We start from the raw sequence: 24,485 nt of genomic DNA, 5'->3' as shown, positions 1-24,485 counted from the left end.
GGCGCCGATCACCGTACGTGGATCACGCTGTACGGTGCGTGGTCATGCGGCGGATCCCGGGTGGCCGGGGGACGGTCACTCCGTGTTCATCTGCGGGGGCAGGGGACGGTCGGCGGGTGATGCCTCGGGCCGTCCCGCGGCCGGGCGTTCGCGCCACAGCCGCAGCGCGGTGTCGACGAGCGGCACCCGGTTCAGACCGGCCACCGCGGACAGCTCCTGCCAGGCGGCCAGGTCGGTGGAGCCGTTCACCTCGTTGCGCAACTCGCCGCCGGTGACCCGGCCTTCGTAGACGAGCCGTACGCCGTGGTGGTCGACGGTGCGGCCGAAGCGGCGCGGTGCCGTCCGGCGCAGTGAGTCCACGCCGAGCAGGCCGGTCACCTCGATGCGATAGCCGGTCTCCTCGCGCACCTCGCGGCGCACGGTGTCGTAGGGGTCCTCGCCGTGCTCCATGCCGCCGCCGGGCAGCACCCACTCGGGCGGGCCCGCGGGGGCCGGCGAGCGGGCGAGCAGGATCTGTCCGTCACGGACGCACACGGCGTAGGCCGCCACCCTCAGTCTCTTGCGCACGGGCCGACGTTAGCCGCAGCGCACCCCGGCCGGGAACAGGCCGGCGGGACGGGCGACCGGGCGACGGCATCCCGCCACCGTGCGCGTTAACGATCTCGAAACAAGCGACGACAGATCACCCTTTGGACACCTAAGTCCCCCGTGGCGTATGGCGGATGTACGCCATACGTCGCGGACGCCCCGGTCAACTCTCCCCAAAGTTCTCACCCTTGGGTCAAGCTGAGCGATCGTCCGGCACCGAAATCCGGACTGCCGTGCTCAACGTTCCTTTACCTACAAGGGATGCCGATGACCCTCTCCAAGAGCGACCCGATACCGGGCGCGAGACGCGTGGCCCGCATCGCCGTGGCCGCGGGTCTGGTGGCCGCGCTCTCCGCGGCCGGCCCGATACCCCTGGCCGTCGCCGCGACCACCGCCGCTGCGACGGCCGACCCCGGCGTCAAGCCCGCCCACGACAAGCTGGGTTCGGACGACGCCGACCTGCTCGCCGAGGCCAGGGCGGCCGGCGAGAAGAACGTCACGATGATGATCGCCACCGCGCCCGGCCGGACCGCGCAGGTCGCCGAGCAGCTCGACGCGGTCAAGGGCGGCTCCGTCGGCCGCACCTACGACAAGCTGGGCTACGTCCGCGCCACCGTCCCGACCGGCAAGGCGGACGCGGCCATCGCCGCCGCCGCCGAGCTGTCCTCGGTGCACGCCATCGATCTGCGCCAGGAGATCCCGCTCGACGACCCGTCGCCGGCCGCGGACACCGCCAAGGGGGCCGGGTCCGCCGCGACGGCGAAGACCTATCCGGCACCGGGCAGGAACACCCCCGCCGAGAACCCGTACAACCCGTCCTTCGAGACGGGCGCCGTCGACTTCGTGAAGAAGAACCCGAAGGCGGACGGCCGCGGCGTCACCATCGGCATCCTCGACTCCGGCGTCGACCTCGGCCACCCGGCGCTGCAGCGGACCACCACCGGCGAGCGCAAGATCGTCGACTGGGTGACGGCCACCGACCCGATCGTCGACAGCGACCAGACCTGGCGCCCGATGGTCACCGCCGTCTCCGGGACGTCGTTCGCCTACGACGGCCGGAACTGGACGGCCCCGGCGGGCTCCTACCAGATCAACGTCTTCCGGGAGTCCGCCACCACGGGTGGCGACGCGAAGGGCGACGCGAACCGCGACGGCGACACCACCGACTCCTGGGGCGTGCTCTACGACCCCGCGGCGGGCACGGTCCGCGTCGACCTGAACAACAACCACGACTTCGGCGACGACACCCCGATGAAGCCGTACAAGGACGGCTACCAGATCGGGTACTTCGGCACCGACGACCCGAAGACCGACGTGGTCGAGCGGCAGCCGTTCGTCGTGCAGATCCGCAAGGACGTACCGATGGACCCCTACGGCGGGTCCTGGGTCGGCAAGAAGGCCGACTTCGTCAACATCGGCGTCATCGAGTCGGAGCACGGCACCCACGTCGCCGGCATCACCTCCGCCAACGGCCTGTTCGGCGGGAAGATGAACGGCGCGGCGCCCGGCGCGAAGATCGTCTCCTCCCGTGCCTGCACCTGGAGCGGCGGCTGCACCAACGTGGCGCTCACCGAGGGCATGATCGACCTCGTGGCCGACCGCGGCGTCGACATCGTCAACATGTCGATCGGCGGCCTGCCGGCGCTCAACGACGGCAACAACGCGCGCGCCGAGCTGTACACACGGCTCATCGACACCTACGGCGTGCAGCTCGTCATCTCCGCGGGCAACTCAGGACCCGGCGCCAACACGATCGGCGACCCTGGCCTGGCCGACAAGGTGATCTCGGTCGGCGCCGGCATCTCCAAGGAGACCTGGGCCGCCAACTACGGCTCCCAGGTGGCGAAGAAGTACGCGATGATGCCGTTCTCCTCCCGCGGCCCGCGCGAGGACGGCGGCTTCACCCCGACCCTGACCGCGCCCGGCGCCGCGATCAACGCCACCCAGACCTGGCTGCCCGGCGGCCCGGTCGCCGAGGCGGGCTACGCGCTGCCGGCCGGCTACTCGATGCTCCAGGGCACCTCGATGGCCTCCCCGCAGGCGGCCGGCGCGAGCGCCCTGCTGCTGAGCGCCGCCGAGCAGCGGCACATCGACCTCACCCCGGCCGCCCTGCGCACCGCCCTGACCTCGACCGCCGACCACATCAAGGGGGTGCAGGCGTACGAGGAGGGCGCGGGCCTGATCAACATCGTCGACGCGTGGAAGGCCATCCAGAAGGGCGCGAGCGCCCACGACTACACGGTCAAGGCCCCGGTCGACACCGCGATCGACTTCGCCCTGAAGACACCGGGCTTCGGCACCGGCCTGTACGACCGCGAGGGCGGGCTGAAGGCCGGGCAGAAGAAGACGTACGACGTCACGATCACCCGTACCTCCGGCGCGGACAAGGCGATCCGGCACGAGCTGCACTTCGAGAACAACGCCGGTGACACCTTCCGGATCGTCGGCCCGGACGAGGTGAAGCTGCCGCTGAACCGGCCGGTGACCGTCAAGGTCCAGGCCGCCCCGAGGTCCGCGGGCCTCAAGAGCGCGATCCTGGAGGTCGACGACCCGAGGACGAAGGGCGTCGACAAGCAGATCCTCACCACGGTCGTGGTCGCGGCGCCCGTCCACTACACCTACGCCGCGTCGGGTTCGGTGCAGCGCAACAGCACGCAGTCGTACTTCCTCACGGTCCCCGAGGGCGCCAAGTCCCTGGAGGTCGCGATCGGCGGGCTGCGGGACAAGAGCCAGACCCGGTTCATCTCCGTCCACCCGTACGGCGTTCCGGTCGACAACACCTCGACGCCGTACTGCTACAACAACTACCTGAACGGCAACGGCTGCCGGCCCGACGTGCGCTCGTACGCCGACCCGCAGGCCGGGGTCTGGGAGGTCGAGGTCGAGGCGCGCCGCACCTCGCCGCTGCTCGACAACCCGTACAAGCTGGACGTCACCGTCCTCGGTGCGGTCTTCGACCCGGCGACCGTGACCGTGCCCGAGGCCGAGGTCGGCGTCCCGGCCGCCGCCTCCTGGACGGTGACCAACGCCTTCGCCGCCCTGGACGGCAGGCTCGTCGGCGGTCCGCTCGGCTCCTCGAAGTCCGACCGGCCCGCCATCCGGGAGGGCGAGAGCCGGCTCACCGAGGTGACCGTGCCGGAGGGCGCCCAGTCCCTGGACGTCGCCATCGGCAATGTCTCCGACACCGCCGCCGACCTGGACCTGACCGTGTACGACGCGGACGGCAACCAGGTCGCCCAGTCCGCGGACGGCGACTCGGAGGAGGCGGTCTCCCTCGCCGAGCCGGCCGCGGGCACCTACACCGTCGAGGTCTACGGCTACTCGGTCCCGGCGGGCTCCACCGACTACGACTACCGGGACGTGTTCTTCTCCGCCACGCTCGGCACCGTCACGGTCGACGGGTCGGCGCCGGTGAAGCTCGGCACGGGCGCCTCGGCCACGGTGACCGGACAGGTCACGGCCGCCGCGCCGGCCCCGGAGGGGCGCGAGTTCTTCGGTCAGGTGCAGCTGGTGAACGCGCGCGGCACGGTCGCGGGCGTCGGCAGCGTACAGCTCGAGAAGGTCACGCCGTGACGTCATGACGTCGTGAGCACCGGGTCACGGTGCCGGAGTGAGCAGGGGGCGGGCGGCCCGGCGGGCGCCCGCCCCCTCGCCGTGCGTCACGGGCACCCGGCGGCGGGCGAGACCGCCACCTCCCGTTCCACGGTGCTGCGTTGCCGCGCGATCTCCCGCTCGTCCGTCACCCACAGGTCGGGCGAGTCGGCCCCGCGGGGTACGGCCAGCAGGACGTGCTCGCCCGGGCGCGGGCGCGGTGCGACGGCCTCGTCCGTCACCACGGTGACCTCGGCCTCGCCCCGCTCGGGCCGGTAGTAGCGGGTCACGCGCAGGGTGACCCGCTGCGATCCGGTGCCGGCCACCGTCTCGACGCCGACGACCTCGCCCTCGACCACGAGCCGGGCGCACGCCGCGTGGGCCGAGCGGTTGTCGGCCCGGCTCTCGGCCTTGGCCGCGCTGTCGTCGGCGCCCGCCGAGAGGCCGGGGCCCGGCCCGGCCAGCAGCCAGGCCAGCCCGGACAGAACGGTCACCACGCAGGCCACGGCCAGGGCGCCGACGGCGAGGGCCAGGAAGCGGCGCCGGGGGCGGGCCGGCTCGGGCGCCCGCCGCGGCGCGGGCCGCGCGGCCGGGGCGGGCGCCGCGAGCGCGTCCCCGATGATCCTCAGCTGCTCCCGCAGCAGCGCGACATCGGCCTGTGCGGAGCGGTGCTCGGCGGCGGCCCTGGGGTCCGTCCCGGCCGCCTCCGCCGGCCCCGCCTCGCCGGTGATCGCGGCCAGCAGCGCGTCGGTGCCGTCGTGCGGGTCGTACGGATCGTGCTCGGCGGTCACGTCACACCACCTCGTCCTCGTGCAGGCGGGCGCGCAGGGCCCGGACCGCCGTGTGCAGCCTGCTCTTGACCGTGCCCTCGGGGACGCCGAGCTCCTCGGCGATCCCGCGCACCGGCAGATCGGCGTAGAACCGCAGGACGAGCACCTGACGCTGGGCGTCGGGCAGCTCGTCCAGGCCCTGGGCGACGGCGAGGGAGAGCAGGCTGGTCTCCTCGCCGGAGGGGTGCTCCGACTGCCGCAGCGAGGCCAGCCGTTCGCCGAGCCGTTCCTGGCGGCGCTTGGCCCGGTGCCAGTCCATGGCCAGGTTGGAGGCCACGACCGCCGCCCACGCGGACACGTCGCGCGGCGCCTCCTCGCCCTTCGCGGCCCGCTCCAGCAGCCGCAGGCGGACCTGCTGCACCCCGTCCAGCAGGTCCGCCTGCGGTACGCCGCCGAGTGCGAGCACCGCCCGCACCCGGCGTTCCTGGGCCGCGTCCAGCGGATCGTCGCCCCCACCGGCGATCGGCTCCGGGCCGCGCCGGGCCCTTCTGCGCAGCACAAGCCACCCCCCTCACCACGTTTCTCCTACGACGCCACGGGCGGCCGGAACGTTCGGCGGAATGCTCCGGGCGGGTCGAGGCGTACGTCACACCGCCGTGTGGCCGGGTCGGCGGCGGGCAGCCGGGAGGCAGCACAGCTTGCGGCGCAACGGCCCCGGCGGGGGAATTTCTCCAGCTCAACGGGGGTGCGGACGGAACGTACCGGCCCGGCCGCCGGGTGCGTACGTCCCGGTGTCCTGCCGGCCCCGGCAAAGAATTGGACAGGCGGGCCGGGGCGGGCCGCATGATGGAAAAGCCCCCGCCGGGCACTGCGGGCAGCACACCGGCGGAACAGACGGACAAGCACACACGCAGAGGGAGTCGCCGTGAGGGTCGGAATCGTCGGAGCCACCGGTCAGGTCGGCACGGTCATGCGCAGGATCCTCACCGAGCGGAACTTCCCGCTGGACGAGCTGCGCCTGTTCGCGTCCGCCCGGTCCGCCGGGACGGTCCTCGACGGCGTGCCGGTGGAGGACGCGGCGACCGCCGACTACACCGGCCTGGACATCGTCCTGTTCTCCGCGGGCGGCGCCACCTCCCGGGCGCTGGCCGAGCGGGTCGCCGCCCAGGGCGCCGTCGTGATCGACAACTCCTCGGCCTGGCGGCGGGACCCGGACGTACCCCTGGTGGTCGCCGAGGTGAACCCGCACGCGGTCGCGGACCGCCCCAAGGGCATCATCGCCAACCCGAACTGCACGACGATGGCCGCGATGCCGGTCCTCAAGCCGCTGCACCGGGAGGCGGGTCTTGAGGCGCTGGTCGTCGCCACCTACCAGGCGGTCTCCGGCTCGGGCCTCGCGGGCGTGGCGGAGCTGCACGGCCAGGCCCAGAAGGTGGTCGACGAGGCGGACCGGCTCACCCACGACGGCTCGGCCGTCGTCTTCCCCGAGCCGCAGGTCTACCGGCGCCCCATCGCCTTCAACGTGCTCCCCTTCGCGGGCAGCCTCGTCGACGACGGCCTGAACGAGACCGACGAGGAGCAGAAGCTGCGCCACGAGTCCCGCAAGATCCTGGAGATCCCCGGCCTGAAGGTCTCCGGCACCTGTGTGCGCGTCCCGGTGTTCTCCGGCCACTCCCTCCAGGTCAACGCCCGCTTCGCGGGTCCGCTGTCCCCGGAGCGGGCCACGGAGCTGCTCACCGAGGCGCCGGGCGTGGTCCTCACCGACATCCCGACCCCGCTCCAGGCGGCCGGCCAGGACCCGTCGTACGTCGGCCGCATCCGCCGTGACGAGACGGTGGACAACGGCCTGGCCCTGTTCCTCTCCAACGACAACCTGCGCAAGGGCGCGGCCCTGAACGCCGTCCAGATCGCGGAACTGGTCGCAACCGAACTGGCGGGCTGACCTCGCACGATGGGGCGCCCAGCGGCGGGCGCCCCTTCGGGCTGTTCAGAGGGCGAGGTGCCTGCGCAGGGCCACGTCGATCTCCGCCATGTGCTGCCGGGGCACCGATCCGATCGGCCGCAGCAACCGCTCCAGGGCGAGCGCACGCACCTGCTCGCACTGCACCTTGGAGTCCTTGGGAAGACCGCATTCGTCGGCGGGAAGCAGCACCTGGAACGGATAGACGCGCGCCGTGTTCGTCGTCAGAGGCACCAGTGTGACGACGCCCCGGCCCGTTCGCTCGACCGCCGCGTTGGCGCCGTCGTTCGAGACGATCACGGCGGGACGGGCCTTGTTCGCCTCGCTGCCCCGTGCCGGCTCGTAGTCGACCAGGTAGATGTCACCGCGCTTCATCGCTCAGCCCGTCCCCCGAGAACCGGTCCCAGAACTCCGCGTCCTCGCTGCCGTCCCACTCGGCGAATGCCGCTGCGTACTCCTCCTCGAGCTGTGCTTGCCTCAACAACTCGATGGCGGCGTGTATCACCGCCGAACGGGACTCAGCGTCGGTACGGGTCGCGTACTCGTCGACGAAGGCGACATCCTCCTGCGGCAGGCTCACACTGATCTTCATACCGTCACGGTAGCAAGGTATGACCAAGGTGGCCACCACTCGTACTACCGTACGGACGCTAACCCGGATCGACGGGGCGCGCGTGCGCCTCGGGCACCGGCGGGATCCGGACATCGCGTTCCGCGGATGACCCGTGGAAGGATGGCGCAACCCGCACATAACGAGGAGATGACAGCGTGCCTGGCACAAACCTGACTCGCGAAGAGGCTCAGCAGCGGGCGAAGCTGCTGACCGTTGACTCGTACGAGGTCGATCTCGACCTCTCCGGCGCGCAGAGTGGGGGAGGCACCTACCGGTCCGTGACCACGGTGCGCTTCGACGTCGCGGAGGCAGGCGCCGAGTCCTTCATCGACCTGGTGGCCCCCACGGTCCACGAGGTGACCCTCAACGGCGACCCGCTCGACGCGGCCGCGGTCTTCGCGGACTCCCGGATCGCGCTGCCCGGCCTGCTGGCCGGCCGCAACGTCCTGCGGGTCGTGGCCGACTGCGCGTACACGAACACCGGCGAGGGACTGCACCGCTTCGTCGACCCGGTCGACCAGCAGGCGTACCTGTACACCCAGTTCGAGGTGCCGGACGCCCGCCGGGTCTTCGCCTCCTTCGAGCAGCCGGACCTGAAGGCGACCTTCCAGTTCACCGTGAAGGCGCCGACGGGCTGGACCGTCATCTCCAACTCCCCGACGCCCGAGCCCAAGGACGACATCTGGGTCTTCGCGCCGACGCCGCGCATCTCGACGTACATCACCGCGCTGATCGCCGGCCCGTACCACTCCGTGCACAGCGTGTACGAGAAGGACGGCCAGAGCGTGCCCCTCGGCATCTACTGCCGTCCCTCGCTCGCCGAGTTCCTCGACTCGGACGCGATCTTCGAGGTGACCCGGCAGGGCTTCGCGTGGTTCCAGGAGAAGTTCGACTACACGTACCCGTTCGAGAAGTACGACCAGCTCTTCGTGCCGGAGTTCAACGCCGGCGCGATGGAGAACGCGGGCGCGGTCACCATCCGGGACCAGTACGTCTTCCGGTCCAAGGTGACCGACGCGGCCTACGAGATGCGGGCCGAGACCATCCTGCACGAGCTGGCCCACATGTGGTTCGGCGACCTGGTCACCATGGAGTGGTGGAACGACCTGTGGCTGAACGAGTCGTTCGCCACCTACACCTCCATCGCCTGCCAGGCCTACGCACCGGACTCCCGGTGGCCGCACGCGTGGACCACCTTCGCCAACTCCATGAAGACCTGGGCCTACCGGCAGGACCAGCTGCCCTCCACGCACCCGATCATGGCCGAGATCCACGACCTGGACGACGTGCTGGTCAACTTCGACGGCATCACGTACGCCAAGGGTGCCAGCGTGCTCAAGCAGCTCGTCGCGTACGTCGGCATGGACGAGTTCTTCCGGGGCGTGCAGGCCTACTTCAAGCGCCACGCGTACGGCAACACGCGCCTGTCCGACCTGCTGGGCGCCCTGGAGGAGACCTCCGGCCGTGATCTGCGGACCTGGTCGAAGAAGTGGCTGGAGACGGCCGGCATCAACGTGCTGCGCCCGGAGATCGAGACGGACGCCGACGGCGTCATCACGTCCTTCGCGATCCGCCAGGAGGCCCCGGCGCTGCCCGCCGGTGCCAAGGGCGAGCCGACGCTGCGCCCGCACCGTGTCGCGGTCGGCCTGTACGAGCTCGACGAGGCGAGCGGCAAGCTGGTGCGCGACGAGCGGATCGAGCTGGACGTGGACGGCGAGCTGACGGCCGTGCCACAGCTGGCCGGGCGGCGCCGCCCGGATGTGATCCTGCTCAACGACGACGACCTGTCGTACGCGAAGGTCCGCCTCGACGAGGCGTCCCTCGCCTTCGTCACCGAGCACCTCGGCGACTTCGCGTCGTCGCTGCCCCGCGCCCTGTGCTGGGCGTCGGCCTGGGACATGACCCGGGACGCGGAACTGGCCACCCGTGACTATCTGTCCCTGGTGCTGTCCGGCATCGGCAAGGAGTCCGACATCGGTGTGGTGCAGTCGCTCCAGCGGCAGGTGAAGCTGGCGATCGAGCTGTACGCCGACCCCGCCGCCCGCGAGGCGCTGCTCACCCGCTGGACGGATGCCACGCTGGCGCATCTGCGGTCCGCCGAGCCGGGCGGCGACCACCAGCTGGCCTGGGCCCGGGCGTTCGCGGCGACCGCCCGTACGCCGGAGCAGCTGGATCTGCTGGAGGGCCTGCTGGACGGCACGCACACGGTCGAGGGCCTGGCCGTGGACACGGACCTGCGCTGGGTGTTCGTGGAGCGGCTGGCGGCGGTCGGCCGGTTCGACGAGACGGAGATCGCGGGCGAGTACGAGCGGGACAGGACCGCGGCAGGCGAGCGGCACGCGGCCACCGCGCGGGCGGCCCGTCCGACGCCGGAGGCCAAGGCGGAGGCGTGGGCGTCGGTCATCGAGTCCGACAAGCTCCCGAACGCCGTCCAGGAGGCCGTGATCGGCGGCTTCGCGCAGAGCGACCAGCGCGAGCTGCTGGCGCCCTACACGGAGCGGTACTTCGAGGTCGTCAAGGGCATCTGGGGCTCCCGCTCGCACGAGATCGCCCAGCAGATCGCGGTCGGCTTCTACCCGTCGATCCAGGTGTCCGAGGAGACCCTCCGCAGGACGGACGCCTGGCTCGCCTCGGCCGAGCCCAACGCGGCCCTGCGACGCCTCGTCTCGGAGTCCCGCGCGGGCGTACAGCGCGCCCTGAAGGCCCAGACGGCGGACGCGGCAGCGACCACCGCGTAACCACCCCCTGGGACGGGGATGAGGGGGCGCCGTGTCCGGCGCCCCCTCATCCCCGTCGCGTCGTGTACTGGGGTGTGCGGGGACATGCCTGGGGCGCCGGCCTCACCCCGGGCGGAGTGAGGTCGGCGCCCCCGGGCATACGGGCCGGGCTCGGCTCAGGTCTTCGCCCCGGCCTTCGTCACGCGGTGCTTCGACTTGTCCAGGACCATGACCAGGCCCGCGATGACCGCGAACAGCACGATCGGGGCGACCACGTAGAGACCCAGCGTCTCGATGACGCTGAGGCCCGTGCCGGGGTCGTCGCCGTCGTCGCGGGTGAGCGCGAGCGCGGGGGACGACATGAGCAGCATCATCAGCGTCGTACCGGCGGCCAGGGCGCCGACGCGCAGGGCGTTCTTCTTGTCCACGGTGCAAAAGTAGCGAACGCCCGAACCCGACACGCGCCCGGGGTGCCGTAGAACGCGGAAAAGCGGGGCGGCGCCGGCCGCGGCCGGGCCCGGATCCGGGCTCATGCGCCCGTGCGCAGGGTCTCCAGCAGGGCGCGCAGCCGGGGCGCGGCGGTCAGCTCCTCCAGGGTCACCGGGCGGCCGTCCGCGTCGGCGATGGGCAACCGCCAGTTCGGGTACTGGTCCCAGGTGCCCGGGAGGTTCTGCGGGCGGCGATCGCCGATGCCGTCCGGGAGCCACACGCCGACCAGGCGGGCCGGGGTGCGCAGCAGGAAGCGGTGGACCGCCCGGATCCGCTCCTCCTCGGCGGCCGGCGTGCGGTCTCCCGGCGTCCCCCGGAGCAGTCCGAGGCGGGCGAGCAGGTCCAGCCACTCCCCCGCGTCCGCGGCGGCGGCCGCCCGCTCGTGCGCCGCCGGGTGGGTCAGCAGGCCGAGGCGGTCGCGGAGTTCGACGTGCTCGCCGCTGAGCCGGGCGGCCGTGGGCGGCAGGTCGTGGGTGGTGGCGGTGGCCAGGCAGTCGGCGCGCCAGCGGTCCGGCGCGAGCGGGCGGCCGTCGCCCGCCCAGTCCCGTTCGAACCACAGCACCGACGTGCCGAGCACGCCGTGCCGCTGGAGCGTCTCGCGCACGCCGGGCTCCACGGTGCCGAGGTCCTCGCCGATCACGACGGCCCCGGCCCGGGACGCCTCCAGGGCGAGCAGCGCGAGCATCGCCTCGGCGTCGTGCCGGACGTATGTGCCCTGGGTCGGCGGCTGCCCCTGCGGCACCCACCACAGCCGGAACAGGCCCATCACATGGTCGATGCGGACCGCGCCCGCGTAACGGAAGAGGGCGCGCAGGAGGTGGCGGTAGGGGGCGTGGCCGGAACGCGCGAGGCGGTCCGGGCGCCAGGGCGGCAGGCCCCAGTCCTGGCCGAGGGCGTTGAAGGCGTCCGGCGGGGCGCCCACCGACATCCCGGCGGCGAAGTACTCCTGCTGGGCCCAGGCGTCGGCGCCCCGGGGGTGCACGCCGACCGCGAGGTCGTGCACGATGCCGACCGGCATGCCCGCCTCGCGCGCGGCGCGCTGGGCGGCGCCGAGCTGGGTGTCGGTGAGCCAGGCCAGCCAGGAGTGGAGGTCGACGCGGTCCCGCAGCTCGGCGCGGGCCCGGGCGGTGCCGGACGAGCGGGGGTCGCGCAGCTCGGGCGGCCAGGTGTGCCAGTCGGAGCCGTGCACCTCGGCGAGCGCGCACCAGGTGGCGTGGTCCGCCAGGGCCGGGCCCTCCTGGGCGAGGAAGTCGGCGTGGGCGGCCTGCCGGCCCGGCGCCAGGGGCACCTCCCGGACCAGTTCCAGCGCCTCGCGCTTGAGCTGCCACACCGCGTCCCGGTCGATGAGCGCGCCCTTGTCGAGCACGGTGGCGCGCAGCCGGGCGGCCCGTTCGAGGAGCCCGCCGACGCGGTCGCGGTCCTCGACGTACGCGAACTCGGGTACGTCCTGCACCCGCAGATGGACCGGGTCCGGGAAGCGGCGGGAGGACGGCCGGTACGGGGAGGGGTCGGTCGGGCTGCCGGGTACGGCCGCATGCAACGGGTTGACCTGCACGAATCCGGCGCCGGCCGTGCGTCCCGCCCAGCCGGCCAGCTCGCTCAGGTCGCCGAGGTCGCCCATGCCCCAGGACCGCCGGGACAGCAGCGAGTAGAGCTGGACGAGGAGTCCGTACGACCGCCCGGCGGGGGTGGGCAGCCGGTCGGGGGCGACGATCAGCTGGGCCTCGGCGGTCCGGCCGTCGGGGGCGGCGGCACTCACCCGGTGGACGCCGGCCGGAAGCCCTGCGGCGGTGGAGCGGCGCTCGCCCTGCTCGGTGTCGACGCGCAGCCGGGTGCCGGGCGGCAGGGCGTCGAGGGGGCCCGCGGTGCTGGTCCGGTGCACGACCGTCGGCGGCAGGAGCCGGTTGCGCAGCGCGCGCTCACGGTCGGCGAGGGCGGCACGGACCGCCCGCCCGGTGCCCGCGTCGACGTCGAGCGCGGCCAGGGCGGCGACGACGGCGGAGGCGGAGGCGGCGACCGTGCGGTCCGGGGCGGGGCGGTAGGAGGTGGATACGCCGTACAGCTCGGCGAGCCGGCTCAGCTCCGCGTCGGGGGCGGCGGCCGGCCCGGGCCCTGTCATCTACCGCACCGGGCCGATGGGGTCGGCGATCGCGTCGGACTCACTGGTCAGCGCGGTTTGGTCGGTCAGCGGCGGCTCACTGGTGAGGGGCTCGGCGGCGGGCAGCGGCGGCTCGCTGGTCAGCGGGGTCTCGGTGTGCGCGCCCTCCGCGCTGAACACGCAGAACGGGGCGTCGTCGGGCGCGGCGGTCGGCCCCGGCACGGGGGTGCACGGGGCGGGGAGCGGGAGGTGGGCCGGTGCGGGCACGTCGTTCTCCTTGTCGGCTACGACGGATTCTGACGGTCAACGCCAGGCCTACCCAGCCGACGCGACGACACTCGCCACGCCGGGTGGAGCGGAACGCGCGTCCTGGCCGCGGGGTGGACACCGCACCGCGGCGGAGCCGAGAACACACCGAGCCGGGCCCCGTGGCCGGTGGGCGGCCACGGGGTGTACGAAGGCCCGGATCCTCAGGCGGAAATGCCGTCGATCCGGGCCAAGGCGTCGTCCGCGCCGTACGGCTGCAAGTAGGGCAGCCAGCGCGGGTCCCTATGGCCGGTGCCGATGATGCGCCAGGCCAGGCCGGTGGGCGGGGCGGGTTTGTGGCGCAGCCGCCAGCCGATCTCGACCAGGTGGCGGTCGGCCTTCACGTGGTTGCAGCGGCGGCAGGAGGCCACCACGTTGTCCCAGACGTGCTTGCCCCCGCGGCTGCGCGGGATGACGTGGTCGACGCTGGTTGCGACGCCACCGCAGTACATGCACCGGCCCCCGTCCCGGGCGAACAGCGCCCGACGGGTCAGCGGAACGGGCCCCCGGTAGGGAACCCGTACGAATCGTTTGAGCCGGACCACGCTGGGCGCGGGGACTGTGACGGTTGCGCTGTGCATGAAGGCGCCGGACTCCTCGAGACAGACTGCTTTGTTCTCGAGGACGAGCACGAGCGCGCGGCGGAGCGGTACGACGCCCAGCGGCTCGTACGACGCGTTGAGGACCAGGACATGCGGCACGGATGCCTCCTTGTACGCCGGCGACGCGTGGCTCGCGCCGGGACGATCTGCAGCCAGTCTCCCCTCATGCCTGGTGAAAGCGCCACCATGTCCCGGTAACGGGCTGGGAGTGTTTTCGACCACACCTGAATTCATCCCCCGGATCACGGCCTGTTCAAGCCCACGTGAGCCTGGTCTCTCCTCTGCACACGGCGCGGGGCACACACAATGCCCCGTTAGTGTGTTGGTTCTGCCCGTCCGGTACGCAATCCGTGTTGTCGACGTTCTCGATGGTCTCGATGTTCGAGATGGTCTCGACGACCTAAGCCACACCCTGACGCCCCTGACCGCCGACCGGAGGCAGACCGCTGCACCTGGAGGTACCCGCCGTGTCCTTGTCCGCCGCCCTGACGGCCGCCGCCTCGTCGCCGTCGCCGTCTCCCTCGGAGTCGACGGCCCCGACGGTGCCCACGTTCCAGGACGCCCAGGAGAGCGCGACCAACGCCGCCAGCTGGGTCGAGCAGAACTGGTCGACGTGGCTCGCCATCGGGCTCAGGGTCCTGCTGATCCTGGTGGTGGCGGCGGTACTGCGGGTGGTGGTGCGCCGGGCGATCACCAAGCTGATAGACCGTATGAACCGCACGGTCCAGGCGGTCGACGGGACGGCGCTGAGCGGGCTGCTGGTCAACGTCGAGCGTCGCCGCCAGCGCTCGCAGGCGATCGGTTCGGTGCTCAGGTCGGTGGCGTCGTTCCTGATCCTCGGCACCGCGGCGCTGATGGTCCTGTCCACGTTCCAGATCAATCTGGCCCCGCTGCTCGCCTCGGCCGGTGTCGCGGGTGTGGCGATCGGTTTCGGCGCCCGCAACCTGGTGACGGACTTCCTCTCCGGTGTCTTCATGATCCTGGAGGACCAGTACGGCGTCGGCGACCAGATCGACGCGGGTGTCGCCACCGGCGAGGTGATCGAGGTCGGCCTTCGGGTGACCAAGCTGCGCGGCGCCGACGGCGAGATCTGGTACGTCCGCAACGGCGAGGTCAAGCGCATCGGCAACCTGTCGCAGGGCTGGGCGACGGCCGGGGTGGACGTGACGGTGCGGCCCACCGAGGACCTGGACCGGGTGAAGGCCACGCTCGACGAGATCGCCGAGCGGATGGGCAAGGAGGAGCCCTGGAACGAGCTGCTCTGGGGCCCGATCGAGGTACTCGGCCTGGACAGCGTGCTGGTCGACTCGATGACGATCCGGGTCTCCGCCAAGACGATGCCGGGCAAGTCGCTGTCGGTCGAGCGTGAACTGCGCTGGCGCATCAAGCGGGCCTTCGACGCGGCGGACATCCGGATCGTGGGCGGGGAGCCCACGGCGCCGGAGTCCACGCCCCCCGACCCGACGGCCGCCATGGCGGCCCCCTCGGCGTTCGGCAACACCGCGTCCCCCCAGTCCGAGGCGGCAACCGCCATAGCCCCCCAGCGCCCGCCGACGAAGTAGGGCGGCCGGAGGCGGATCGGTTCAGCACACTCGTTCGAGTGAGGGCAGCCGCCGTTCCCGCACCGCAGGCCGTTCGGCGCGTCATTGTTCTGCCGGGGCACCCAGCGCGGGCTTAGCCTGCCATCAGCGGGACAAGGAGAACCAGCGATGAGCGCCGAACCGATCATGGAGCCGGTCATGACGCAGGTGGACCCCATCGACCTGTTGAGCGCGATCGAAAAGGCATCACGGGTGCCGATTCGACCGGAGTACGTCGAGGGGACGGTCATCGTGCCGCCGCAGCCGAACGACAACCACAACCACGGCGCCTTCGAGCTGTGCTACCAACTGCGCGCAGCCGGATTCGACCTCGTGGGCATGGGCAACGGTTATCGCGCCGCGCACAAGGACGGCAGCACGATGGCCCTCCTCATCCCGGACTTCTACGTGCGGCGGCGCAAGGCGTCCGAACTCGACGAGTCGTACCGGAAGGCCCACAAGGGCTGGTACCCCATGGACATGCTCGCTCTGGTCGGCGAGGTGACGTCGAGCAACCACTGGGCGGACACCAGCCCCAAGCTCCGCGCCTACGCCGCCGCGGCCGTTCCGGTCTACGTTCTGATCAACCGGGATACCGCCACGGCTCACTGCCACACCGGCCCGGTTCTCCCGGGCGAGGACGCGGCCAAGGCGTACTACAGCGAGGAAGACAAGGTCGACCTGGGCGCCCCCCTTCCCCTCCCGGCCCCCTACCCCGCCCTGGACACCACCCCGTTCCGCACGGACTGACCGCTCTCTCTTGACGGCTGGTTTCGCGGGCGCCTAACTTTCTGTCGCCGACAGGAAACTTTCCTAACAGTGATCATGGGTGGACATGCCGCCCGGGCCACTGGAAGGCTGGGCAGCTGGAAGGGCAGGTGTCGACTCACGATGGCAGGATCCGCCGGCACGCCGGGCACCCCGCGCGTCCTGCGCGCCATGAACGATCGCGCCGCTCTGGACCTGCTGCTGGAGCACGGCCCGCTGTCCCGCACCCGGATCGGCAAGCTCACCGGCCTGTCCAAGCCGACCGCCTCCCAGCTGCTGGCCCGGCTGGAGGCGGCAGGGCTGGTGCGGGCCACCGGCACCAGCGAGGGCCGCCCGGGCCCCAACGCCCAGCTGTACGCGGTCAACCCGACCGCCGCGCACGCCGCCGGACTCGATGTCACCCCGGGCCGGATCCGCGCCGCCGTCGCCGATCTCACCGGACGCACCGTCGGCGAGTACGAGCTGCCCACCCCCGGCAGACGCCCGGCGCAGCCCGTCGTCCGCCAGGTGACCGACGCGCTGGACGGCGCCGCGCACGCCGCCGGGCTGGCCCGCGACGATCTGCGCCGCCTCGTCATCGGCACGCCGGGCGCCTTCGACCCGGGCACCGGCCGGCTGCGCTACGCCTCCCACCTGCCCGGCTGGCACGCCCCGGCGCTGCTCGACGAACTCGCCGCGGCGCTGCCCATGCCGGTGGAGTACGAGAACGACGTCAACCTCGTCGCCATCGCCGAGCAGCGGCTCGGCGCGGCCCGCGGGCACGGCGACTTCGTGCTGCTGTGGAACCAGGAGGGACTGGGCGCCGCCCTGGTCCTCGGCGGCCGGCTGCACCGCGGCTGGACCGGCGGCGCCGGCGAGGTCGGCTTCCTGCCGGTACCGGGCACACCGCTGGTGCGCCAGGTCACCAAGGCCAACAGCGGTGGCTACCAGGAACTCGCCGGATCCCAGGCGCTGCCCCGCCTGGCCCGGGAGCTGGGCATCACGGACGTACCGAGCGGGCCGTACGCGGAGGTCGCCGCCCGGCTCGTGGCCCGTGCCGCCGACCACGCCGGCGGACCCTACCGGGAGCTGCTGCGGACGTACGCCACCCGGCTCGCCACCGGACTCGCCTCGCTCGTCGCCGTCCTCGACCCCGAACTCGTCGTCCTCAGCGGCACCGCGCTCGCCTCGGGCGGCGAGGTGCTGCGCGCCCTCGTACAGGCCGAACTGGAGGAGCTGGCCGCGCCCCGCCCGCACCTCGTCGTCGGCGACGTCCAGGAACACCCCGTGCTGCGCGGCGCGTTGGAGAGCGCGCTCGCCACCACCCGTGACGAGGTCTTCGACACCTCGCGCTGAGCCCCGCACCGCCCTTCCGGCACCACACCCCCGCCCCAGGGAGACCCCGTCATGCCCCGAGCCATACCCGAAATGGTCAGAAACACGGCTTTCGCCCTCACCGCCTCGCTGACGCTGCTCACCACGGCCTGTACCGGCCAGTCCGGTTCGGGCGCCGCTGACGACCCCTCGAAGGAGACCACCCTCACCTTCTGGCACGCCTGGAGCGCGCCGAGCGAGGTGGCCGCGGTCAAGTCGCTGATCGCGGGCTTCGAGAAGGCGCACCCCACGCTCCACGTCGACGTCGTCGGCAACATGACCGACGACAAGATCAATCAGGCGCTGCGCACCGGCGGCGCCAAGGCGCCCGATGTGATCTCCTCCTTCACCACCAACAATGTGGGCAAGTTCTGCTCGTCCGGCGCGCTGGTCGATCTGAACCCGTTCTTCGAGAAGTCGGGCATCGACCCGGAGACGACGTTCCCGAAGGCGATGAACGAGTACACGCAGTTCGACGGCAACCGCTGCTCGGTGCCGCTACTGGGCGATGCGTACGGGCTCTACTACAACAAGACCGCGTTCAAGAAGGCCGGCATCACCAGCCCGCCGAAGACCTGGACCGAGTTCGAGGCGGACGCCAGGAAACTGACGATCCCCCAGGGCGACGGCTACCGGCAGCTCGGGTTCATGCCGAACTACCACGGCTGGGAATCCACCACCGAGCACTACTTCGCACAGTTCTCACCGACGTACTTCGACTCCGACGGAAAGTCGAACCTCGCCGCGGACCCCGCCTTCGAGGCCGGGTTCAGGCTGCAGAAGCGGCTCGTCGACGAACTCGGCGGATTCCAGAAGCTGGAGAAGTTCCGCGCCACGCTCGGCGACGAGTGGGGCCCCGAGCACCCCTTCCACACCGGCCAGGTGGCCATGCAGCTCGACGGCGAGTGGCGGCTCGGCATGGCCGAGGAGGCGGGCCCGGACTTCGAGATCGGCGTCGCGCCGCTGCCGGTCCCCGACGACCGGGCGGACCAGTACGGCAAGGGCTACATCACCGGCACCATCGCGGGCATCGCCGCCACCAGCACGAAGCAGAACGCGGCCTGGGAGCTGGTGAAGTACCTGACCACCGACACGGACGCGGTGGTGGACTTCTCCAACGCCATCCACAACGTGCCCTCCACGCTGGCCGCCATCAAGTCGCCGAAACTGAAGTACGACCCGCGGTTCAAGACCTTCCTGGACATCGCGGCGAACCCGCACTCCACCACGACGCCCGCCTCCGTCAACGGCGGCGTGTACCTCGTGACGATCCAGCAGTTCGGATACGCGTACGAGAGCGGCAGGGCCACCGATCTGACGGCGGGCCTGAAGAAGACGGCCGCGCAGATCGACACCGACATCGCGCAGGCGAAGTAGACCGGGTCCCGCGGAAATGAGCACCGTCACCCTCGCGTCGAAGCGCCGCCGTGCGGCGCTGCGCACGGTCGCCTTCATGTCGCCCTGGCTGATCGGCTTCGCGGTCTTCTTCGCGTACCCGCTGATCTCGACGGTCTACTTCTCGTTCATGCACTACGACGGCTTCCGGCGGCCGACGTGGAGCGGCACGAAGAACTGGACCTATGTCGTCGAGCACTACCCGCTCTTCTGGCCCGCCCTGCGCAACACCCTGTGGCTGGTCCTCGTGATGGTCACCCTCCGGGTCGTCTTCGGACTCGGCGTCGGCATGCTCATCACCCGGATCAGGACGGGCACGGGCGTCTTCCGCACCCTGTTCTATCTGCCCTACCTCGCCCCGCCGGTGGCCGCGACGATGGCCTTCGCCTTTCTGCTCAACCCCGGTACGGGACCGGTCGACTCGCTGCTGGAGCAGGCCGGCATCCCGGCCCCGGGCTGGTTCAACGACCCCACCTGGTCCAAGCCGGCGCTGACCCTGCTGGCCCTGTGGGGAGTCGGCGACCTGATGGTCATCTTCATGGCCGCGCTGCTCGACGTGCCGACGGAGCAGTACGAGGCGGCGGAGCTGGACGGGGCGTCGGCGTGGCAGCGGTTCCGGTTCGTCACCCTGCCGAACATCTCCCCGATCGTGATGTTCGCCGTGGTCACCGGCGTGATCCAGACGATGCAGTACTACACGCAGCCGCTGATCGCCGGGAAGGTCGCCTCGGGCGTGATCCAGGGCGCGGGCACCCAGTTCGAGCCCGGCTACCCGGAGCAGTCCACGCTCACCCTCCCCCAGCTCGTCTACAACCTTGGCTTCCAGCGCTTCGACTACGGCTCCGCGTGTGTCGTCGCCCTCGTCCTCTTGGCCCTGTCGATGGCGTTCACCGCGTTCCTGATGCGGCGCCGGGGCGGTCTCGTCCAGGCAGGTGACTGACCATGACCCAGGTTCTGCCCCCACCGCCGAAGACGTCCGTGCCCGTCTCCCCGGCCCAACGCACCGCCCGCCGCCGGGCGCTCCTGGAGTGGATCGGCGTCCACTGCCTCGGAGTCGCCGCCGCGCTGTTCTTCACCCTGCCCTTCGTGTTCGTCCTGCTGACGTCCCTGATGAGCGACAGCCAGGCGCTGAGCCGGGACCTGATCCCGCACACCTGGGAGTGGGGCAACTACCAGCAGGTGTTCGCCACGCCCGGCTTCCTGACCTGGTGGAAGAACACACTGCTCTACGCCGGCCTGGGCACGGTCCTGACCGTCGTGTCCTCGCTCCCGGTGGCGTACGCGCTCGCCAAGTTCCGCTTCCGGGGCCGGAATCTGTCGCTGATGCTGGTGATCTCGATGATGATGCTGCCCCCGCAGGTCATCATCATCCCGATGTATCTGTTCTGGGCGAAGCAGCTCGATCTGTCCGGCACGCTCTGGCCGCTGATCATCCCGATGGCGTTCGGCGACGCGTTCTCCATCTTCCTGCTGCGCCAGTTCCTGATGACCATTCCCAACGAGTACCTGGACGCGGCGAAGGTGGACGGCTGCGGCGAACTGCGGACGCTGCTGCGGGTCGTACTCCCGATGGCCAGGCCCGGCATCGCGGCGGTCGCCCTGTTCCAGTTCTTCTACGCCTGGAACGACTACTTCGGCCCGCAGATCTACGCGTCCGAGAACCCGGGCGCCTGGACCCTGAGCTACGGCCTGGAGTCCTTCAAGGGCGCCCACCACACCGACTGGAACCTCACCATGGCCGCGACCGTCCTGGTCATGGCCCCCGTGATCCTCGTGTTTTTCTTCGCCCAGAAGGCGTTCGTCGAGGGCGTCACGCTCACCGGAGTGAAGGGTTGATCGCATGAAACTCACTGTGGTCGGCGGAGGCTCGACCTACACGCCCGAACTGATCGACGGATTCGCACGGTTGAGGGACACCCTGCCCGTCGCCGAGCTGGTCCTGGTGGACCCGGCGGCCGAGCGCCTGGAACTGGTCGGCGGGCTGGCCCGGCGCATCTTCGCCAGACAGGGGCACCCCGGCCGGATCGTCACCACCGCCGACCTGGACGCCGGGGTCGAGGGCGCCGACGCGGTCCTGCTCCAGCTCCGGGTCGGCGGCCAGGCCGCCCGGCAGCAGGACGAGACCTGGCCGCTGGAGTGCGGCTGCGTCGGCCAGGAGACGACCGGTGCCGGCGGCCTCGCCAAGGCGCTGCGCACGGTGCCGGTGGTCCTGGACATCGCCGAACGCGTCCGCCGCGCCAACCCGAACGCCTGGATCATCGACTTCACCAACCCGGTCGGCATCGTCACCCGCGCACTGCTCCAGGCCGGGCACCGGGCGGTCGGGCTGTGCAACGTGGCGATCGGCTTCCAGCGGAAGTTCGCGGCCCTGCTCGGCACCGCCCCGCAGGACATCCACCTCGACCACGTGGGCCTCAACCACCTCACCTGGGAGACGGGCGTGCGGCTCGGCGGCCCCGAGGGCGAGGACGTACTGCCACAGCTGCTCGCGCGGCACGGCGACACCATCGCCGGCGAACTGCGCCTGCCGCGGCCGCTGCTCGACCGCCTCGGCGTGGTCCCGTCGTACTACCTGCGCTACTATTACGCGCACGACGCGGTGGTACGGGAGCTGCGCACCAAGCCCTCCCGGGCGGCCGAGGTCGCCGAGATGGAACGGCAGCTCCTGGAGATGTACGGCGACCCGGCCCTGGACGAGAAGCCGGCGCTGCTCGCACAGCGCGGCGGCGCCTACTACTCGGAGGCCGCGGTGGACCTGGCGGCGGCGCTGCTGGGCGGCGCGGGCAGCCCGTACCAGGTGGTGAACACCGCCAACCGGGGCACGCTGCCCTTCCTGCCGGACGACGCGGTGATCGAGGTGCAGGCGGCGGTCGGCCCGAAGGGCCCGGTGCCGCTGCCGGTGCCGGCCCTGGGCCCGCTGTACGCGGGGCTGGTGGCGAACGTGACGGCGTACGAGGACCTGGCCCTGCGGGCGGCGCTGCACGGCGGCCGGGACCGGGTGTGCCAAGCGCTGCTTGCGCACCCCCTGATCGGCCAGTACGAGTACGCCGAAGAACTCACCGACCGGCTGATCGCGCACAACCGGGAGCACCTCGCGTGGGCCTGACCGCAAGCGTCCTCGCCATCGACGCGGGCAACAGCAAGACCGACGTCGCGGTGGTGGCGGCGGACGGGACCGTCCTCGCCACCGCACGCGGCGGTGGCTTCCGGCCGCCCGCGGTGGGCGTGACCACGGCCGTCGACGCGGTGGCCGACGCGGTCGGGCGGGCCTACGCCGCGGCCGGCGTCAGCTCCGTCACGCATGTCTCCGCGTGTCTGGCGAACGCCGATCTGCCCGTGGAGGAGGAGCAGTTGGCCGCCGCGCTGCACGCGCGCGCGTGGGGCGGCACGGTGGAGGTGCGCAACGACACCTTCGCGATCCTGCGGGCGGGCGTGGCCGAGCCCCGGGGCGTCGCGGTGGTCTGCGGCGCGGGCATCAACTGCGTCGGCATGCGCCCCGACGGCCGCACCGCCCGCTTCCCGGCGATCGGCCGCATATCCGGTGACTGGGGCGGCGGCTGGGCCCTCGCCGAGGAGGCCCTGTGGCATGCGGCACGCGCCGAGGACGGGCGCGGTGCGCCGACCCGGCTGGCCCGGACCCTGCCCGCCCACTTCGGCCTGGACTCCATGTACGCCCTCATCGAGGCGCTGCACCTGGAGCACATCGCGCACGGGCGGCGGCACGAGCTGACGCCGGTGCTGTTCGCGACGGCGGCGGAGGGGGACGCCGTCGCCCGGTCGGTCGTGGACCGGCTGGCCGAGGAGGTGGTGACCATGGCGGCGGTGGCGCTGACCCGGCTCGGCCTGCTGGACGAGGAGGTCCCGGTGCTGCTCGGCGGCGGTGTCCTCACGGCCGGGCACGCCCAACTCGACGACGGCGTACGGGACCTGCTGGCGGCGCGCGCGCCGAAGGCGGGGGCCCGGGTGGTGACGGCACCTCCGGTACTGGGCGCGGCGCTCCTGGGCCTGGACCGCTTGGCCGCACCCCCCGAAGCCCAGAAGCACACAAGAGCCCACTGGGAACCCTGACCCCCAGGGGGGAACCGAACAGATTCGCCCCGCGTATTCATGGGCAAGGGGCGGTGAAGAACGCGGCAGCACCGCCGGAGGCAACCGCTGTGATCCGATCAAGATCCAGTGAAGGCCGGTGCGGATGTCGGTCCCTGCGGCGATACTTGGCGGCGACGGATGACCATGGGGGAGGTCGAGGTGACACATCCGCCGAAGAGCAGCGCGGCGCCACCGGGCGCGGGCCCGGCCCCGGGCCCGCCCGCCATGCCCGCCGTACCGCCGCGGCGCACCGCCTTCGCCGAGGGCCTGGACCGGCTGCGCGCCGCCGCGACCACCGAGCCGGGCCGGCTGCGCATCATCGGTGCCGTACTCGCCCTGCTGGTCCTCGCGTTCGGCGCGGTCACCGCCTGGCAGACCGACGACCGCGCGTCCGCCGCGGACGACGTGCTGAACCGCAGCCAGCCGCTCAGCTCGGACGCGGCCGACATCTACCGCTCGCTCGCCGACGCCAACACGGCCGCGTCCAGCGGCTTCCTGGCGGGCGGCCAGGAGAACGCCACCGCCGGCAGCCGGTACGAGAACGACATCCGCACCGCGGCCGAGAAACTGGTCACGGCCGCCGCCAACTCGGAGCCGGATTCCCCCTCCGCGGTGGCCATAGCCAAGCTCAACCGGCTGCTGCCGGAGTACAAGGGCCTGGTCGAGCGGGCGCGCACCTACAACCGGCAGGGCTACCCGGTGGGCGGCGCCTATCTGCGGCTCGCCAACAGCAGGATGCAGGACCGGATGCTGCCCGCGGCCGAGGAGCTGTACACGTCGGAGAACGAGCGGCTGAAGGCCGACTACCGGGACGCGACGCCCTACCCGTGGGCGGCGATGGCCCTCGGTGTCATCGCCCTGGGCGCACTGGCCTGGGCCCAGCAGCGCACGTACCGGCGCACGAACCGCGTCCTCAACCACGGTCTGGTGGCCGCCACCGGCGCCGCCGCGATCGTCCTGCTCTGGCTGGTCGTCGGCCACTCCGTCGCCCGGGCCGGTCTCAACGGCTCCTACGACCACGGCGTCCGCTCGCTGAACGCGCTGCACGACGCCCGCATCGCCTCCCTGAAGGCCCGTGGCAACGAGAACCTGAGCCTGGTGGCCCGCGGCGCCGACACCGTCAAGGTCGGCGGGCAGACCTACGACGCGTACTACTACGACTTCGACCGGAACATCGCCGACCTCGGCAGGAGCCTGGCCGAGGCGAAGCGGCTCGCCGACGACAGGGCCGGCGGCAGGCCGGTGGCCGCGGCCGAGGACGACATGGCGGTGTGGAAGCAGCGCCACGCCTCGGCCCGTACCGAGGACGAGAGCGGCAACTACCAGCAGGCGCTGGACAAGGTGATCGGCGCCGAGGGCGCGACCGGCGAGTGCTTCGACAGCGTGGACGCCGGCCTGAAGACGGCGCTGGCGCACGAGCGGGACCAGTTCGAGCAGTCGGCGCGCGACGGCCGGCGCGCGATGAGCTTCCTGCCCGTCGGCGCCGCGGTCCTCGCCGTCCTGGGCGCGGCGGGCGCGATGCTCGGCATCGGGCGCCGGCTTTCGGAGTACCGGTGAGAGGGGCGT

The 24,485-nt window shown here is 72.0% G+C and carries 21 protein-coding genes; 12 read left to right on the top strand and 9 right to left on the bottom strand.

The features are described 5' to 3' along the window. Positions 1 to 75: 75 nt before the first annotated feature. Positions 76 to 567, bottom strand: coding sequence for an NUDIX hydrolase (locus CTZ28_RS08725; protein ID WP_259471513.1), 492 nt, complete (start codon positions 565 to 567; stop codon positions 76 to 78). 288 nt (positions 568 to 855) lie between these two features. Between CTZ28_RS08725 and CTZ28_RS08720 the strand changes: the two genes are divergently transcribed. Then, positions 856 to 4,161, top strand: a complete 3,306-nt coding sequence (locus CTZ28_RS08720) for a S8 family serine peptidase (RefSeq protein ID WP_121888689.1) — start codon at positions 856 to 858, stop codon at positions 4,159 to 4,161. Positions 4,162 to 4,247: 86 nt separating this feature from the next. Here the strand turns inward: CTZ28_RS08720 and CTZ28_RS08715 are convergent, their stop codons facing one another. Together CTZ28_RS08715 and CTZ28_RS08710 are read right to left on the bottom strand one after the other, a co-directional pair. Continuing rightward, positions 4,248 to 4,970, bottom strand: a complete 723-nt coding sequence (locus CTZ28_RS08715) for a hypothetical protein (RefSeq protein WP_121888688.1) — start codon at positions 4,968 to 4,970, stop codon at positions 4,248 to 4,250. A gap of 1 nt (position 4,971) precedes the next feature. Next, on the bottom strand, positions 4,972 to 5,508 hold the full coding sequence (locus CTZ28_RS08710) for a sigma-70 family RNA polymerase sigma factor (RefSeq protein WP_121888687.1): 537 nt from the start codon (positions 5,506 to 5,508) through the stop codon (positions 4,972 to 4,974). Between the two features lie 366 nt (positions 5,509 to 5,874). Here CTZ28_RS08710 and CTZ28_RS08705 point away from each other — a divergent pair, with 366 nt between their 5' ends. Continuing rightward, positions 5,875 to 6,891, top strand: a complete 1,017-nt coding sequence (locus CTZ28_RS08705) for an aspartate-semialdehyde dehydrogenase (protein ID WP_121888686.1) — start codon at positions 5,875 to 5,877, stop codon at positions 6,889 to 6,891. Between the two features lie 45 nt (positions 6,892 to 6,936). On the opposite strand, the gene CTZ28_RS08700 is transcribed toward CTZ28_RS08705, so the two are convergent. Both CTZ28_RS08700 and CTZ28_RS08695 read right to left on the bottom strand, forming a co-directional pair. Continuing rightward, positions 6,937 to 7,284 carry a type II toxin-antitoxin system PemK/MazF family toxin gene (locus CTZ28_RS08700; RefSeq protein WP_121888685.1) on the bottom strand — a complete coding sequence of 116 codons (348 nt, stop codon included), beginning with the start codon at positions 7,282 to 7,284 and terminating at the stop codon, positions 6,937 to 6,939. Beyond that, entirely contained in the window at positions 7,271 to 7,501 is a 231-nt protein-coding gene (locus CTZ28_RS08695; protein ID WP_121888873.1) for a ribbon-helix-helix domain-containing protein, read from the bottom strand. The genes CTZ28_RS08700 and CTZ28_RS08695 overlap by 14 nt, the downstream gene beginning before the upstream one ends. 176 nt (positions 7,502 to 7,677) lie before the next feature. On the opposite strand from CTZ28_RS08695, the gene pepN reads away from it, so the two are divergent. Next, complete coding sequence (pepN, locus tag CTZ28_RS08690; protein WP_121888684.1) at positions 7,678 to 10,260, top strand: aminopeptidase N; 2,583 nt, start codon at positions 7,678 to 7,680, stop codon at positions 10,258 to 10,260. 155 nt (positions 10,261 to 10,415) lie between these two features. On the opposite strand, the gene CTZ28_RS08685 is transcribed toward pepN, so the two are convergent. From CTZ28_RS08685 to CTZ28_RS08670, 4 genes are all read right to left on the bottom strand, one after another. Next, entirely contained in the window at positions 10,416 to 10,667 is a 252-nt protein-coding gene (locus CTZ28_RS08685; protein WP_121888683.1) for a hypothetical protein, read from the bottom strand. 101 nt (positions 10,668 to 10,768) lie between these two features. Beyond that, positions 10,769 to 12,847: a 4-alpha-glucanotransferase gene (gene malQ / locus CTZ28_RS08680; protein ID WP_121888682.1), complete on the bottom strand. Its 2,079-nt coding sequence runs from the start codon at positions 12,845 to 12,847 to the stop codon at positions 10,769 to 10,771. Next, positions 12,848 to 13,093 carry a hypothetical protein gene (locus CTZ28_RS08675; RefSeq protein ID WP_121888681.1) on the bottom strand — a complete coding sequence of 82 codons (246 nt, stop codon included), beginning with the start codon at positions 13,091 to 13,093 and terminating at the stop codon, positions 12,848 to 12,850. Between the two features lie 203 nt (positions 13,094 to 13,296). After that, entirely contained in the window at positions 13,297 to 13,833 is a 537-nt protein-coding gene (locus tag CTZ28_RS08670) for an HNH endonuclease (RefSeq protein WP_121888680.1), read from the bottom strand. 368 nt (positions 13,834 to 14,201) lie between these two features. On the opposite strand from CTZ28_RS08670, the gene CTZ28_RS08665 reads away from it, so the two are divergent. The 9 genes from CTZ28_RS08665 to CTZ28_RS08625 all read left to right on the top strand — a co-directional run bounded on the left by CTZ28_RS08665 (position 14,202) and on the right by CTZ28_RS08625 (position 24,476). Further along, entirely contained in the window at positions 14,202 to 15,296 is a 1,095-nt protein-coding gene (locus CTZ28_RS08665) for a mechanosensitive ion channel family protein (RefSeq protein WP_121888679.1), read from the top strand. Positions 15,297 to 15,443: 147 nt separating this feature from the next. Continuing rightward, a complete protein-coding gene (locus tag CTZ28_RS08660) occupies positions 15,444 to 16,064 on the top strand; it encodes a Uma2 family endonuclease (protein WP_121888678.1) in 621 nt (206 codons plus the stop codon). A 141-nt stretch (positions 16,065 to 16,205) separates the two neighbouring features. Further along, entirely contained in the window at positions 16,206 to 17,417 is a 1,212-nt protein-coding gene (locus CTZ28_RS08655) for an ROK family transcriptional regulator (RefSeq protein WP_121888677.1), read from the top strand. A 51-nt stretch (positions 17,418 to 17,468) separates the two neighbouring features. After that, a complete protein-coding gene (locus CTZ28_RS08650) occupies positions 17,469 to 18,812 on the top strand; it encodes an ABC transporter substrate-binding protein (RefSeq protein ID WP_121888676.1) in 1,344 nt (447 codons plus the stop codon). A gap of 16 nt (positions 18,813 to 18,828) precedes the next feature. Continuing rightward, positions 18,829 to 19,770: a carbohydrate ABC transporter permease gene (locus CTZ28_RS08645; protein ID WP_121888675.1), complete on the top strand. Its 942-nt coding sequence runs from the start codon at positions 18,829 to 18,831 to the stop codon at positions 19,768 to 19,770. A 2-nt stretch (positions 19,771 to 19,772) separates the two neighbouring features. Continuing rightward, entirely contained in the window at positions 19,773 to 20,666 is an 894-nt protein-coding gene (locus tag CTZ28_RS08640; protein ID WP_121888674.1) for a carbohydrate ABC transporter permease, read from the top strand. Positions 20,667 to 20,670: 4 nt separating this feature from the next. After that, a complete protein-coding gene (locus CTZ28_RS08635) occupies positions 20,671 to 21,936 on the top strand; it encodes a 6-phospho-beta-glucosidase (RefSeq protein WP_121888673.1) in 1,266 nt (421 codons plus the stop codon). Continuing rightward, complete coding sequence (locus CTZ28_RS08630) at positions 21,927 to 22,898, top strand: N-acetylglucosamine kinase (RefSeq protein ID WP_121888672.1); 972 nt, start codon at positions 21,927 to 21,929, stop codon at positions 22,896 to 22,898. The genes CTZ28_RS08635 and CTZ28_RS08630 overlap by 10 nt, the downstream gene beginning before the upstream one ends. A gap of 180 nt (positions 22,899 to 23,078) precedes the next feature. Beyond that, the gene (locus CTZ28_RS08625) at positions 23,079 to 24,476 is read left to right on the top strand and encodes a hypothetical protein (RefSeq protein ID WP_398655540.1); all 1,398 of its coding nucleotides are present in this window, start codon (positions 23,079 to 23,081) and stop codon (positions 24,474 to 24,476) included. The last annotated feature ends 9 nt before the right edge of the window (positions 24,477 to 24,485 follow it).

Origin of the sequence: Streptomyces shenzhenensis (assembly GCF_003688995.1) — a bacterium.
Taxonomy (GTDB): Bacteria; Actinomycetota; Actinomycetes; order Streptomycetales; family Streptomycetaceae; genus Streptomyces; species Streptomyces shenzhenensis_A.
The sequence above is the reverse complement of the archived record's forward strand: the minus strand, read 5'-3'. Positions and strand labels throughout refer to the sequence as shown.

Excerpts from the sequence above, each read along its gene's own strand:
- CTZ28_RS08645 (WP_121888675.1), top strand. The coding sequence starts at position 18,829 with ATGAGCACCGTCACCCTCGCGTCGAAGCGCCGCCGTGCGGCGCTGCGC.
- CTZ28_RS08650 (WP_121888676.1), top strand. The coding sequence starts at position 17,469 with ATGCCCCGAGCCATACCCGAAATGGTCAGAAACACGGCTTTCGCCCTC.
- CTZ28_RS08720 (WP_121888689.1), top strand. The coding sequence starts at position 856 with ATGACCCTCTCCAAGAGCGACCCGATACCGGGCGCGAGACGCGTGGCC.
- CTZ28_RS08655 (WP_121888677.1), top strand. The coding sequence starts at position 16,206 with ATGGCAGGATCCGCCGGCACGCCGGGCACCCCGCGCGTCCTGCGCGCC.
- CTZ28_RS08635 (WP_121888673.1), top strand. The coding sequence starts at position 20,671 with ATGAAACTCACTGTGGTCGGCGGAGGCTCGACCTACACGCCCGAACTG.
- CTZ28_RS08660 (WP_121888678.1), top strand. The coding sequence starts at position 15,444 with ATGAGCGCCGAACCGATCATGGAGCCGGTCATGACGCAGGTGGACCCC.
- CTZ28_RS08695 (WP_121888873.1), bottom strand. The coding sequence starts at position 7,501 with ATGAAGATCAGTGTGAGCCTGCCGCAGGAGGATGTCGCCTTCGTCGAC.
- CTZ28_RS08700 (WP_121888685.1), bottom strand. The coding sequence starts at position 7,284 with ATGAAGCGCGGTGACATCTACCTGGTCGACTACGAGCCGGCACGGGGC.
- malQ (WP_121888682.1), bottom strand. The coding sequence starts at position 12,847 with ATGACAGGGCCCGGGCCGGCCGCCGCCCCCGACGCGGAGCTGAGCCGG.
- CTZ28_RS08640 (WP_121888674.1), top strand. The coding sequence starts at position 19,773 with ATGACCCAGGTTCTGCCCCCACCGCCGAAGACGTCCGTGCCCGTCTCC.